This is a genomic window from Methanosaeta sp. UBA356 (assembly GCF_002496465.1).
Classification (GTDB): Archaea; Halobacteriota; Methanosarcinia; order Methanotrichales; family Methanotrichaceae; genus Methanothrix; species Methanothrix soehngenii.
Map to the genome: position 1 here is coordinate 1 of NZ_DAKC01000067.1, position 13,606 is coordinate 13,606.

The following is a 13,606-nucleotide window of genomic DNA, read 5'->3' on the forward strand; positions in this document are numbered from 1 at the left end:
GGCAATCCATCCGGTCTTCTCAATAATCTCCCCGTTGGTTGCAGGTCCCTTCAGTAAGAAATCAAAGACCAAATCTTCATCATTCGGATTTGTCGTGTTTGCCGTCCAGATGATTACCGATCCTGCCACCTGCGGGCTGATCTTGTCAGGATCCAGGCTCTGTAAGGTCACATTCCCTTTTGCCTGCTCAACTAGAGAGCCTAAAGGCATAGCTGCTCCTGCCTCACTGGATATAGTTGAGGCGGGAGACACTGCTCCCGAGGTCGGCAAATTCTGGTTCTTGCTCACATAAAAGTCAGTATCTCCTGATGTGTCTCCCAGGGGATTAACGCCGCATCCATCTGCAGACGCAGTATTCGTCAGGGAAAAAATCTGCGCTGTTATGCACAAGAGCATAGCTACAGAGATAAACAGTATCTTGGACAACATTTTTTCCTATCCTCCGCCATTCTCAGCATGCTTCGGGTTTCAACGTTTTAAAGTTTCCCCTCAGACGTCATTCGACGAAGGCGATCCTTCTGATATTGGGCATCTTGGTCCCTCGATAGCTTTATCAATCATTAAAGTTCTTATGGCCGGAGACGGCTTGTGCGCCGTTGGGTGATTGAGCATGAATGTGTGGGATCGATTTATCGGGTAGAATACGATTTCTAGATACTACCTTACGTGACGGTGAACAGACTCCAGGCGTATCCTTGGGCATGGACGAGAAGCTTGCCATCGCTCAAGGGCTTGATTCTCTGGGGGTGGATGTCATTGAAGCCGGGTCGGCAATGACCTCTGAAGGAGAACGCCTGGCAATAAAGAAGATTGCAGATTCGGGCTTCAAAGCCGAGATATGCAGCTATGTTAGGGCTTTAACCGCGGACATCGATACCGCTCTTGCCTGTGATGTGGACTCAGTCCATCTGGTCGTTCCGGTGTCTGACCTTCACATCCAGATCAAGCTGAAGGCCGACCGGGAGTCGGTGGTGCGCATGGCCGTGGATGTGACCGAGTATGCCAAGGATCACGGCTTGATCGTGGAGCTGAGCGGCGAGGATGCCAGTCGCGCTGACCAGGATTTTCTGGCAGGCCTTTACACGGCCGGAATCGAAGCGGGCGCGGACAGGCTGGCCTTTTGCGATACCGTGGGCGTGTTGGTTCCGGAGGTGGCAGCGGACATATTCTCCCGCCTCTCCCGGCTGGAGGCGCCCATCAGCATACACTGCCATAACGACTTTGGCATGGCCACCGCCAATACAGTTGCTGCCCTTCGCGCCGGAGCCTCTCAGGCCCATGTGACCGTAAATGGAATAGGAGAACGGGCGGGAAACGCGAGCCTGGAAGAGGTGGTGATGGCCCTGGAGTCCCTATATCAGATCGATACTGGGATCAGATGCAAGGACATCTACCAGCTCTCAAGGACGGTCTCGCAGATGACCGGCCTTCTGGTGGCCCCAAATAAGGCTATAGTGGGCGAGAACGCCTTTACCCATGAGGCAGGAATCCATGTGCACGGTCTTCTGGCTGACACCAAGACCTATGAGCCCATGCAGCCGGAGAATGTGGGTAGAAAGAGGCGGATAGTGTTGGGCAAGCATGCCGGTCGGGCCTCAGTTGAGCTGGCTATGCGCGAGTTTGGCCTGTCTGTCACATCCCAGCAATTGAACCAGATAGTGACAAGGGTAAAGGAGCTGGGCGACAAGGGCAAACGCGTCTCGGACGTGGATTTGCAGAGCATAGCGGATACCGTGCTCTCCATCCAGATGGAGCCGAAGGTGAAGCTGGAAGAGCTGACGGTGGTTGCCGGTAATACCGTAACCCCCACAGCGTCGGTTAAGATCCTTCTCGCCGGAAATGAGAGGCTGGAAGCGGGAGTGGGCGTAGGCCCTGTGGATGCGGCCATCAATGCCATAAGAAGGGCTATATCAGGCGTGGCTGATGTTCGCCTCGATGAGTATCATGTGGATGCTGTAACTGGCGGGACCAATGCCCTAGTAGAAGTGTGGGTGACAATGGCAATGGCAGATCGGAAGATTACAGCTCGAGGAGCTGGCGCAGATATTATCATGGCATCAGTGGAAGCGGTGCTCAATGGCATCAACCGTCTGATGCGGCTGGAAGAGGAGGAGATAGCTAGATGTCGAAAGGCATAGCCCGGACGGGCACAGATAAAAATCGAGATACGCCCCATAAGATGACCGGCGCCCAGGCGGTGCTGGAAAGCCTGAAAAGAGAAGGAGTGGATGTAGTATTCGGGCTTCCTGGTGGGGTACTCTTACCTCTTTACGATGCCATATACAAATCAGACATCTGCCACATACTGGTGCGCCATGAGCAGGGTGCAGCCCATATGGCGGACGGCTATGCCAGGGCTACGGGCAAGGTGGGAGTATGCATCGCCACCTCCGGGCCGGGAGCTACGAACCTGGTTACCGGCATCGCGAACGCCTACATGGACTCGGTGCCCATGGTGGCCATTACCGGTCAGGTGAACACCTGGCTGATAGGAAAGGACGCCTTCCAGGAGGCGGATATCACCGGCATCACTCTGCCCATTACCAAGCATAATTATCTGATCCGCAGCGCAAAGGAGATTCCTGGGGTATTCAGGGAGGCCTTCTACATCGCCCGCACCGGTCGGCCTGGTCCAGTTCTGATCGATCTCCCCAGGGATGTGACTGTGGATGAGCTGGTCTTCACCTGGCCGGATGTGGACCTGCCGGGATATCATCCCTCCTTCAAGGCTCATGAGATGCAGATCAAGAAGGCGGCGAAGGCTTTAATGGAGGCTGAAAGGCCGGTCATCTATGCCGGTGGCGGTGTGAGGTACGCCTCTGCTCATAAGGAGCTCTTTGAGCTGGCGAGAAAGGTCAATGCTCCGGTGACCACCACCCTCATGGGCGTGGGCTGCTTCCCCGAGGACCATCCGCTCTCTTTGGGAATGCTGGGAATGCACGGTACTAAATATGCCAACTATGCCATCCAGGAGTCGGATCTGCTAATGGCCATAGGAGCCAGGTTTGATGATCGGGTGACGGGTAAGATCTCCAGCTTCGCTCCCCATGCCAGGATCGTTCATATCGATGTCGATCCGGCAGAGGTGGGAAAGAACGTGCGAGTGGACATACCGGTGGTGGGGGATGCGCGCAATGCCCTGCAGGGGCTGCTTAAAGAGGTCTCGCCCAAACCTAAAGGCCCCTGGCTGGAAAAGATCGATGGCTGGAAGAAGGATCATCCCATGCGCTATATTCCGGACATGAACCTGATCAAGCCTCAGTATGTGATCGAGAAGCTCTGCGAGCTGGCCCCCGATGCCATCATCACCACAGAGGTCGGACAGAACCAGATGTGGGCAGCGCAATTCTTTGTGCATAAGGATCCGCAGAGGTTCATATCCTCCGGCGGCCTGGGGACGATGGGGTACGGATTCCCGGCGGCCATCGGCGCCAAGATGGGCCGGCCTGAGTGCACGGTCATCGATGTCGCCGGGGACGGCAGCTTCCTGATGAACAGCCAGGAGCTGGCAACGGCAGTGGTCAACGACATCCCGGTCAAAGTGGCGGTGCTGAACAACGGCTGTCTGGGAATGGTGCGGCAGTGGCAGGAGCTGTTCTTTGAGAAGAGGTACTCGGCCACTATTCTTGGCCGGACCAGTCCGGATTTCGTTAAGCTTGCCGAGGCCTATGGAGCGGTGGGGTTGAGGGCCACAAAGCCCTCTGAGGTCGAGGATGTGATTCGCAGCGCTCTGGCAACAGATCGGCCCTGCGTGATGGATTTCATCGTCAATCCGGCAGAGAAGGTCTCGCCTATGGTCCCGGCGGGAGCTACTTTGAGCGAGATACTGGAGCTGGAGTGGTGCGACGAGGCTCAGTGCGGTCACCTGGAGAGGATTTATGCCGAGGAGAGGAAAGGAGTTCTGGGCGAGGAGGGCTACTAGATGAAGCATATCATCGCCGTCATTGTGGAGAACAAGTCCGGGGTGCTCACCCGCATCGCCGGCCTCTTCAGCCGCCGGTCTTTTAATATCGATAGCCTCTCTGTAGGGGCTACCGACAATCCGGATTATTCCCGCATGACCATCTCCGTTCAGGGGGACAGGGATGTCCTGGAGCAGGTGATAAAGCAGCTGTCCAAGCTGATCAATGTCATCCGGGTGAGCGAGCTGGACCCGGTCGAATCCCTGGAAAGGGAGCTGGCCATCATCAAGGTGAGCGTGGACCGGGAGAGCAGAAGCGAGGTCATGCAGATCGTGAACATCTTCCGGGCCAAGATCATCGATGTCTCCCAGAGGTCGATGATCATCGAGGTCACGGGAGACGAGGAGAAGGTCGAGGCCATAATTCAGCTTCTGCGCCAGTTCGGCATAAAGGAGCTGGCCCGCACCGGAAAGGTCTCGATGGTTAGAGGCACGAGGGTCATCAAGGTTTAATTTTTAATTTAGGAGGAATAAAATTTGGTGAAGATATACCATGATCAGGATGCAGATTTGAAGGCATTGTCGGACAAGACCATCGCCATAGTGGGATGGGGAAATCAGGGGCACGCCCAGGGAGAGAACCTGAAGGACTCCGGCCTGAACGTGATAGCGGCCGATATTCCCGGATCCCGGGCCTGGAAGAGGGCGGAGGCGGACGGAGTGAAGGCCATGAGCGTTGCCGATGCGGCACGAGCGGCTGACTACATTCAGATCCTCCTGCCGGATGAGTATCAGGGCAAGATCTACCGGGACGAGATCGCTCCAAACCTTGAGGAGGGCAACGTCCTTGGATTCAGCCACGGCTTTAATATCCGCTACTTCCAGATCGTTCCGCCTGAGAACGTTGATGTGGTCATGGTAGCTCCCAAGGGTCCTGGCGACCTGGTGCGCCGGACCTACCAGGAGGGCAAGGGGGTTCCGTGCCTGGTGGCAGTGGAGCAGGACCACTCCGGCGAGGCCAAAAAGAAGGCTCTAGCCTATGCCAAGGGCATTGGCGGCACCCGGGCTGGGGTAATCGAGACCACCTTCACTGAGGAGACGGAGACCGATCTCTTCGGGGAGCAGGTGGACCTGTGCGGCGGGGTGACGGAGATGATCAAGGCGGCCTTCGAGACCCTGGTGGATGCAGGATACCAGCCTGAGATCGCCTATTTCGAGGCCTGTCACGAGCTGAAGCTGATTGTGGATCTGATCTACGAGGGCGGATTCATGCGCATGTGGAACAATGTATCCAACACCGCTGAATACGGGGGCATGACCCGGGGCCACAGGATAATCAATGAGCAGTCCCGTGAGGAGATGCTGGACATCTTGGCTGAGATCCAGTCAGGCGAGTTCGCCCGAGAGTGGATCCTGGAGAGCCAGGCCGGCCTTCCAGTGAAAAAGTCCCTGGAAAAGATGGAGTCCGAGCACCCCATCGAAGAGGTTGGTGCCCAGCTGCGGGCCATGATGCCCTGGCTGGAGAAGAAATAGGTGCAAGAGCAGAAGTAAGCTTTATATCATGGCAGGTTGTAGCATGTTGCGGACGGGCGCGGGTGCCCCGTGCCCGGACGCAGCGCCATGATCTATGGCCTCGAGATAAACGATTATCAAAAAAGCCAAAAGAACTACATCACAGGAGGGAGGAGCAGTTTCAGAAGCGCGGCCACCTGGCCGCGTTTCGGAAGCTGTAGCATTGCCCTAATTTCTAAAATTTCTGGCAATAATTTCGTATCATGTCCTCAACCAAGAGATAAATATCTTCAACCAGGATGAGTTAGCTGGAGATGCTTGTGCAAAAGCTGGAACCCAACTTCACCGGAATAAATAATCTGAATGAGGATCTAAGGGCGGCAGCTGAGGTTTACATTCTTAGAAGGCCAAATGATGTGTACGACTTCCTGAAAAAGGGGCCTTCAGCTATAGCTCTGGTCTCGGAGGCATATGAGCGAATTCGAGAGCATTTCCCTCAGGACGAGATCTTCATGGAGGTCCTGACAGATCCAGGCTCACCGATTGAAAAGGAGCTTTTGATCTCCATATCCACCGCCCTTCCGCCAATCGATGCCATCAGAAAGCTGGATGCCTTTGATGATAGCTGGTGGCTTGGGGCTTCGAGCGGTTCGCCTGCGGATATCTGTATCAAGGTGGAATACAGATAGCATCCCCGCAGAGGGAGTTCAACTGGAAGTCTTACCTGGCTTTAGCTGAAGAGCTAGGGAAAAGCTCTGATGATGGCATAAAAATAATAGAGAGCCATCTATAAAAGCCAATCGACTTCAGAATCTCCCGTCTCATACCTTTCAGAATCCATATCCATAGCCTGGTAGAATGCCGCTTCCGCCTCCTGATATCTGCCTAAAACGGTTAGCGCCTCAGCCTTTATGCTCAGTGCATCGAGGTTATCGGGCTGTATTGAAAGCGCCCGGTCCAGAGCAAAAAGCGCCTCCTCTGTCCGTCCCATTTCCAGCAGGAGGATGCCCCTGTCCAGCCAGGCCTGCCCGTAGCCAGGATCTATCTCAACTGCTTTATCTGAGGCCTTCAGGGCTTCATCATGATCTTTTAGACCAGAATATGCGAGAGCTCTTCCCCGCCAGGCCTCGGCATCATCCGGATCCAGATCCAGAGCCCTCTGGAACGCCTGCAGCGACTGATTGTATCTGCCATCCAATTCAGTAGTATTGCTCCCTACGGTGCCGTTTTCTGCTTCACTGCTTTCTGCTATGCTTTTCTCTGCTATGTTGATAAGGGAGAAGCCCTTGATCTTCCAGGCCTTGAGATTCTCTGGGTAGCTCTTTATAGTACTGTCCAGAGTGCTTATGGCCTCATCAAACCTCCCCAGCTTAACAAGAAGGAGGATCTTCTTATTTGTGGCATTTAAAGTGGCATTAATATCGCCAGGCCTCGCGGCTATCGCCTGGTCGTAGATCTGGAGGGCCTTCTCAAAACTCTCGTTGGCCTGAGAGAATGAGCCCTTCCACATCTGCTTGTATCCCTCTTTGATCCAATGATCTGCATCTTCTTCCATAGTACTGGCGGATGCAGATATGCACAGACAGGCAAATGCTGCCAGGAGAAGGATAATACCCGTGCAACTGCGCACTCTGTACTCATCCTCCAATTGCTTAGACCTCGTAAGTCTCATTTCCTCATCCTCATGCAATGGGATTATATCAGATCGAATTTGGCGAAGGGCGGATGATACAATCGGGAATGTCTTCCCTGTCACCGCCACCTTTGTCGTATTCGTTAACGCTATTTGACGTAGTCGGTGTATCTCATTAACTTTGCGCTGGCCAGGGGTTCGTCATCTAGGAAAAGAGAGCATCCCGTAGCCGAACATGGCAAAATACAGCAGCACAGAATGCAGTCCAATAGAAAAGTCTATAAATGTTTGGTTTATTATATTTCATCCTATGCTCAACATTCTGCAGCTATCTGAGAGCCAGATCTACGTAGAGAGCGAGCGCTGGCAGTGCAGCTTCGGCCATGGAAGGCCCGTCAAGCTTGGCCTGGTACTGGAGGCTGTAGACCTTGATGAAGAGGATGATAACGGCTTTTCAATCGTCATCGATGCCAGCCTGCTGCCCCAGCTGGAGTGCCTGGACGGGGAGATATTGGAGGAGGCGAGGGCCGAGGGCCTGGAGGCGAAAGAGGAGCAGATACTCTATGCCTACGAGTCTTATGGAGGAGTGCCGGTGAACATAGATGCTGTCCAGCCTCCCAAGGCCTCATGCGGATTCTCCAGCTTCGTGGCGGACAGCACGATCAGGAGCACGGAGATAGCCGGCACGGGCGAGTCGATGGAGACCCGCCATTTTCAGAATGTGGATGAGGCTATGTCCTTTGCTCGCGACTTCTATGCGGTTTATGCTCCTGTCATCTTTGGATTCATCGATATGGTGCTCGACCATCCCCTCCGATCGGGAGGCACGGGCTGGGACAGAATCAGCCGGATGGCGAGAAGATAAGGGCGGTATATTATGAGGTTTTGCTGCCTGTTCTTTCATTTGCCTGCTTGAGATCTACTTAATTTTTGATATAATCTCTCTCGATAATCATCAGCCAGTTCTGAGACTCTGTCTCCTAATGGCATCTCCAGATTGAAGTTCTCCTCCAGCCGCCCGATTCCTTCCTCGATATAGGTAATCCAGATCTTTTGCTCCACCTCCCCGGCTCTGCGGTACTGCGCCTCTATTTCCTGGTAGACTTCATCAAAGTCCAGGACTGTAGAGAAAAGGACGGCGCAGTCTCTTCCATCACCTGGACGGTTGGCGATCAGCTTCATGACGAATATATCTTCTGGGGATGCATCCCTGATCTCCAGCAATCCAAAGGATCTTGACTTGATGGCCCTATGCCATATCGATTCCGAGAGGCCGAAGTCGTAAGAGATCCTATTGGCAAAGATATCAAGATTGTGACCGCCTTTAACTGCCAGCCTGTTGATTCCCAGTCGCTCATGCCTTTTCTGAGGGCCGATTATCTGGAAGCCCAAGGCACTGGCCGAGGCAATCATTGTCTCCATGTCCCCCACAGTCCTGCAGACAATATCGATATCCTTGGTGGAGTCCTTCAGCCCCTGTTCCAGCATCGCAGCTCCACCTATGAGCAGAGCCTCTATCTTATGCTCCAGGACGCGCCCGAGCTGTGCGAATAGCTCATCTACCTCCTCTTTTCTGGAGATGCGATTAGATGTGGATATCATAGAGCTCCGCCTTTTCATTGATATCTTCCAGAGTCGGATAACCGCTAATCATCTTGCCCTGCAACACTGCTTTTAGATCCTTCATCATGGGATGCTCTACAGCTTCTAATTTTTCCCTGTTCTTCAGATAGAATAATATGCAAAAAAGTCTTCCGGAAAACTCTGCTGCCGAGTCCAGGGAATGGATGAAAGTCTCCTGGATTGACAGCTCTCTTTTAGGCAGGGTGTAGTAATTGTCCCTCAGGCCCAGTTCGATTCCATTGTCTGCATAAGCAGAAAAGGAGGTTGGTGTGGCATCCTGCGTTCGCATGCTCTTGAAGAGCACACTGTCCCTGTAGCTCTTGATGAGCAATGCCTCCCTGGGGACAAGACTCAAGGCCTGATATTCTCTGAGGGCAGCCACAAAGCCCTCGATCTCGGGCCAAAGGATCCTGTTTAAGGAGTAGAGACAGGCTCTGTTCTTTTTGGTTCGCTTCACTGCTCCCAGGCGGAGGAGGCCTTTTAAATAGCGGTAGATAGTCTTTTTCGGGATGCCTGTCTCTTTCTCCAGCGCCGCTGCGCTTTGTTCGTTTTCCATCCAGGAGAGCAGATCAATTCTTCTTTCGGCGAGCAATAGCGAGAAGGGCGAGGCCCGGTGAGAGAAGTAGAGCCCTTTGAAGGCCTCAGCGGCAGAAGTCCTGGCTAAAGCTATCTCGCCGCTTTTTCGCTCCAAAAGACCCTTATTCACCAGAGAGGTGACTATTCGGGAAACGGTTTCTGAGCGAAGGCTCAATGCAGCGGATAGGCTCGCTGGATGCAGGGCATGCTCTGCTCCGGCGACAAGCACAAGGGCCTGGATCTCACTTTTGCTAAGCCTCATAATCTCATTAAATGACAATCATTTATATAAGCATGATGTTTTATGAGAATTATGCACTATGGTATTTTATGAGCAATTATTGGAAGGGCAATCCTCATAACAGTGACTGCAAGTGGGAGTATTTGGTTGATGGGATGATCGAAGTAATAGGAAAAGCTGCTTTAACCATGATATGCTAACAGAACGCAAACCATTGTGAATATGAGAATGTGAGATGTATCTGAGAATGAGGTTTTGAAAATGTCAGCAAAATTGATGGAGTACTTCAACCGGCAGCCCAGGATTGGCATTCTTGGCACTGCAAGCAAGGATGGAATGGTGGATGTGGCAGTTATGGGCTCGCTTCAGATGATCGATGAGAAGACGATCACCGCGGCGTTTGCTCGGGGTCGCACATTTGCCAACCTGCAGGAGAACCCAAATGCGGTCTATATGATAATGAATCAGGGCTCGGAGATCCTTGATTGGAAAGGGATTCGGGTCTATCTGCGGATGAGAGAGTATGTCACGTCCGGGCCGCAGCTGGAGAGCTACAAGAGCCAGGTGGCCAAGGTCGTTGGCGAGCAGGCGGCGGAGATGGTCCATGTGATGGTCACATTCGATCTGACGGAGGTCCGGCCTCTGATAGACGCCGGCCAAGGCTGGGAGAAGTCCATCTGATCTATTCAGACACATTCGCCCCCCGCACTCCACACCCATATCTCCCTGCAGTGTAAGATCCAGATGATCCGAAAGATGCCGGGCAGGCCCGACCATCTTTCCGGAAGGAAGCGCTGGATGTGGATCTTCGACTCGTATTATAAGGGCACAGTGGAGCTATGGGGCAGAGAAAACGGCCCGATAAAGGTCAGCCTTCCTTTTCCCAATTCATTTTATATGCACCTGAGAGATCCTCCCGCCTACAGGGAGATGCTCGCAGCACTAGAGAGCCTCTACCGGGTGGAGGAGTGCGATTTCAAGACCATCTTCGGCCCTCTGGAGGGCTACAGGATCTTCGCCGGCCGCAAGGTGGCGGAGAAGATCGAGATCCAGACCCGCTACTCTGCCCAGCTTTACAATGTGGACATAAGGCATGATCAGTGCTACCTTGCCGAGCACGACCTCTTCCCCTGCGGGGAGAGTGAAGAATCCCGTTTCTCTCCGGATTTCGCAGTCCCCCTGACTCGTATGGAGGTGGAGGTAAAAGCAGTGGGCGCAGGGGGCGCCTCCCTCCGACCCGGGGCGGAGATCTCCTCCATCCAGATCTGCAGGGGCAGAAAGAGAAGTCTGAACGGACCGGAGAGGACGGTCATCTCCGACCTGATGGAGCTGATACGCACCTACAACCCGGACCTGATCCTCTTTCCCTATGCCGACAGCTGGGTTCCGGCAATGGTCCGCAAGGCGGAGAGGTACGGCCTTGAGCCGGCCTTCAGCCGCAGCGGCTGGTTCAAATCGATGGCCTCCAAATCCTACTGGAGCTATGGCCGGGCCAACCACAAAGAGGGCGCACTCATTCCTGAGGGGCGGGTGCTCATAGATACTGCCAGGAGCTTCGTCTATCGGGAAGGTGGGCTGAAGGGAGTGCTGATGGCCTCCAGGCTCTCCGGCCTCTCTCCGAACCTCACCTCTCGCTTCACCCCCGGCACTCTGATCTCCAGCTATGAGGTCTTTGAGGCCCTGCGCCGGGGGATGGCTGTCCCCTTCCGGAAGAGCGATGCGGAGAGCGCAAGGAAGATCACCGATCTGAAGGCCTGTGACCGGGGTGGTATGATGTTTCAGCCCGATCCCGGGGTTTATGAACAGGTCCACCAGATCGATTTTACCTCACTATATCCGTCCATCATCGTGAAGTACAATCTCTCCCCGGAGAGCCTGGATCATCCGGAGGTGAAGGGCTTTCTCGCAACAGTGATCACTTCGTTGCTCAACCTTCGAATTGAGACCAAGAGGCGGAAGAAGACCAACCTCGAGTACAGAGGAATCGACTCGGTGCTGAAGTGGATGCTGGTGACCTGCTTTGGCTATACCGGATATCGAAATGCCAAGTTCGGCCAGATCCAGGTGCACGAGAGGATCACCGCCATCTCCCGGGAGCTGCTCATGGATATCAAGGAGCTGGCTGAGGATATGGATTTCGAGGTCCTGCACGGCATTGTGGACTGCCTCTGGGTCCGGGGCGGGCCTATTTCGATTTACAAGGAGGCGGTGGAGCAGATGACCGGCATTCTCACCGAGGTGGACAGCTTTGACTGGATAGCCTTCCTGCCCATGGCCGACGGCTCAGGGTCGTATACCCGCTACTTCGGCCGGCTGGATAAGGGCAGGATGAAGGTTCGGGGAGTGGCTGCTCGGAGAGGAGACACCCCACGCTATTTGCAAAGAATGCAGATGGATCTGTTCGAGCTTCTGGCAGGGGCAGCGAACAGGGAGGAGCTCCGTCTCTGCAAGCCCCGGGCAGAGGAGGTCCGCAGAAGGTACGAACGGGATCTCATGGATGCCAGTGTCGCGGTCCGGGAGCTGGCCGTACGTCGCCGGCTGAGCAGGACAAATTACAGCCGCCGCTGTGCTGAGGCCTCTGCTGTTCAGGCCCTCAAGATCGCCGGACGTCATCCTGCTCCCGGGATGGAGGTCGGATATGTGGTGGCGGATGCCGGACGCTGGGAGGTCGATTTGGAGGAGGAGGCATCGGAGTATGATGCAGAATACTACGGCAAGCTTCTGGAGAAGGCCTGGGAGGAGGTAGCCTTTGTCTTCAGACCGTAGACATATTGCCTGAACCTCAGATAGGCTGGAAAAGGAGGGGTCCGCTCTTGCTGCTGCTAAGGCTCATATTGCGCTCGATGGCAGCGTCAAGCTCATTCATTCTGATCTGCTTATTGATGAAGTCGTCCACCCCGGCGCTAAAGCATTGCTCGCGGCAGAACTCCGGATCAAAAGAGGTGATGGCTATTATCTTGGGACCCTGTTGCCAGCGGCTGCGGATGTGTTTGGTGGCCTCGATACCATCCATCTTTGGCATCTGGATATCCATGAGCACCAGATCGCAAGACTGATTTTCCAGGGCCCGCAAGACCTCCTGACCATTTGCCGCCAGGTCCGTCCGGTGGCCAAGTCTCTGCAGCATGAGTTGAGCTACCTTCTGGTTCACTGGATTATCCTCGGCGATGAGGATGTTCAGGGTGGATCTGATTGTCATTCTGCCGGGAAGATGACCCTGTTCCTATAAGAATTTCTTTTATAGAAATTTGATGTTCACTGTCGCGGGTCGTAGAAGCACCCTCTATGGCATCCCTAGTCTTGCTTTTATTGCCTGAATATCCCTCTCCATTCTGACGAGCCTATCTTCTCGCAGACTCTCTGCCGTCTCTGCAGTGTGGCCTTTTATCTCCTGTATTATCGGGATTGCTTTTACAATCTGTCCTGCGGTAAGAATTAAGGCAAAGTCAACCATTCGAGGAACAAACCCTTCGAAATCCTTGATAATTACATCCGATACTTCTGCGTCATCAGGACGCTTTGTCTGTGCAAAGGTACTGAAAGCATCGAGTGGACCCTTAGATCCTTCTATGATCACCCACACCTCTTGCTGGCCATTCTTGCCTAGCTGGTTTTGGGCAGCAAAACCATTTACTCCCATAAACATGGCCTGGTTCATCAGAAAGTACCTGTAGCCAACTCCATGCACCTTAGGGCCGATGATCTCAATTTTCCTTTTCATCCATCCCACTTCTCATCGTACAAAGATAATGATTACCCTATATATACATAGGCAAATAGCAGCAAATGGCCCCTATATCTCTCATGTTATCGATTTTCTTGATTATCATTCTTTCTCTCCTTTTCTCGTCTCAGCCAGATCCTTGATTATTTGGATGAACTCGTGTACCAAGGATTTGCTCATCTTCAGTTCCAAGGCGATGTTTTCTGCAGGAGTCCCATCGCCATGAAGCTTTAGAAATTTTTATATCTTTTGATGCACTATCACATGATTCTTCGTGTGGACATATCTTCCTCACAATCGAAATACAATCGCAAGGAATTAATCGGATGGCAATAACCCTCATTTTAGGGGGAAAAATGCCATCCATGAGAATTCTGTCCTGGAATGTGAACGGCT

General features: G+C 53.5%; 15 protein-coding genes. 8 read left to right on the top strand and 7 right to left on the bottom strand.

The genetic code is table 11. The features are described from left to right. Positions 1-429, bottom strand: a 429-nt coding sequence (locus BP727_RS05955) for a hypothetical protein (protein ID WP_286857854.1), incomplete at its 3' end; no start/stop codon positions are given. A 185-nt stretch (positions 430-614) separates the two neighbouring features. Here BP727_RS05955 and BP727_RS05960 point away from each other — a divergent pair. From BP727_RS05960 to BP727_RS05980, 5 genes are all read left to right on the top strand, one after another. Next, positions 615-2,138, top strand: a complete 1,524-nt coding sequence (locus BP727_RS05960; protein WP_273272031.1) for a (R)-citramalate synthase — start codon at positions 615-617, stop codon at positions 2,136-2,138. Beyond that, a complete protein-coding gene (locus BP727_RS05965) occupies positions 2,123-3,922 on the top strand; it encodes an acetolactate synthase large subunit (RefSeq protein WP_273272032.1) in 1,800 nt (599 codons plus the stop codon). The genes BP727_RS05960 and BP727_RS05965 overlap by 16 nt, the downstream gene beginning before the upstream one ends. Further along, positions 3,923-4,414, top strand: a complete 492-nt coding sequence (gene ilvN / locus BP727_RS05970) for an acetolactate synthase small subunit (RefSeq protein ID WP_013718332.1) — start codon at positions 3,923-3,925, stop codon at positions 4,412-4,414. Between the two features lie 24 nt (positions 4,415-4,438). Further along, entirely contained in the window at positions 4,439-5,434 is a 996-nt protein-coding gene (gene ilvC, locus BP727_RS05975; RefSeq protein ID WP_342766273.1) for a ketol-acid reductoisomerase, read from the top strand. A gap of 293 nt (positions 5,435-5,727) precedes the next feature. Continuing rightward, positions 5,728-6,102, top strand: a complete 375-nt coding sequence (locus BP727_RS05980) for a hypothetical protein (RefSeq protein ID WP_286857858.1) — start codon at positions 5,728-5,730, stop codon at positions 6,100-6,102. A gap of 98 nt (positions 6,103-6,200) precedes the next feature. On the opposite strand, the gene BP727_RS05985 is transcribed toward BP727_RS05980, so the two are convergent. Next, positions 6,201-7,085 (bottom strand): tetratricopeptide repeat protein, encoded by an 885-nt coding sequence (locus BP727_RS05985; protein ID WP_286857859.1) that lies wholly within the window; start codon positions 7,083-7,085, stop codon positions 6,201-6,203. A 271-nt stretch (positions 7,086-7,356) separates the two neighbouring features. On the opposite strand from BP727_RS05985, the gene BP727_RS05990 reads away from it, so the two are divergent. Then, positions 7,357-7,911 (top strand): hypothetical protein, encoded by a 555-nt coding sequence (locus BP727_RS05990; RefSeq protein WP_013718336.1) that lies wholly within the window; start codon positions 7,357-7,359, stop codon positions 7,909-7,911. Positions 7,912-7,946: 35 nt separating this feature from the next. On the opposite strand, the gene BP727_RS05995 is transcribed toward BP727_RS05990, so the two are convergent. Next, a complete protein-coding gene (locus tag BP727_RS05995; protein WP_273271985.1) occupies positions 7,947-8,648 on the bottom strand; it encodes a DUF6036 family nucleotidyltransferase in 702 nt (233 codons plus the stop codon). Then, the gene (locus BP727_RS06000) at positions 8,632-9,507 is read right to left on the bottom strand and encodes a helix-turn-helix domain-containing protein (protein ID WP_273271986.1); all 876 of its coding nucleotides are present in this window, start codon (positions 9,505-9,507) and stop codon (positions 8,632-8,634) included. Before BP727_RS06000 ends, BP727_RS05995 begins: the two co-directional genes overlap by 17 nt. Positions 9,508-9,747: 240 nt before the next feature. On the opposite strand from BP727_RS06000, the gene BP727_RS06005 reads away from it, so the two are divergent. Beyond that, positions 9,748-10,167, top strand: coding sequence for a pyridoxamine 5'-phosphate oxidase family protein (locus tag BP727_RS06005; RefSeq protein ID WP_273278951.1), 420 nt, complete (start codon positions 9,748-9,750; stop codon positions 10,165-10,167). A 75-nt stretch (positions 10,168-10,242) separates the two neighbouring features. Continuing rightward, the gene (locus BP727_RS06010; protein WP_286857864.1) at positions 10,243-12,252 is read left to right on the top strand and encodes a type B DNA-directed DNA polymerase; all 2,010 of its coding nucleotides are present in this window, start codon (positions 10,243-10,245) and stop codon (positions 12,250-12,252) included. A 16-nt stretch (positions 12,253-12,268) separates the two neighbouring features. Here the strand turns inward: BP727_RS06010 and BP727_RS06015 are convergent, their stop codons facing one another. The 3 genes from BP727_RS06015 to BP727_RS06025 form a co-directional block, all read right to left on the bottom strand. Beyond that, positions 12,269-12,685, bottom strand: coding sequence for a response regulator (locus BP727_RS06015; protein WP_286857866.1), 417 nt, complete (start codon positions 12,683-12,685; stop codon positions 12,269-12,271). Positions 12,686-12,769: 84 nt separating this feature from the next. Next, a complete protein-coding gene (locus BP727_RS06020) occupies positions 12,770-13,207 on the bottom strand; it encodes an acylphosphatase (RefSeq protein ID WP_013718341.1) in 438 nt (145 codons plus the stop codon). 130 nt (positions 13,208-13,337) lie between these two features. Then, positions 13,338-13,606: hypothetical protein (locus BP727_RS06025; protein ID WP_286857869.1), on the bottom strand; the 269-nt coding region annotated here is incomplete at its 5' end.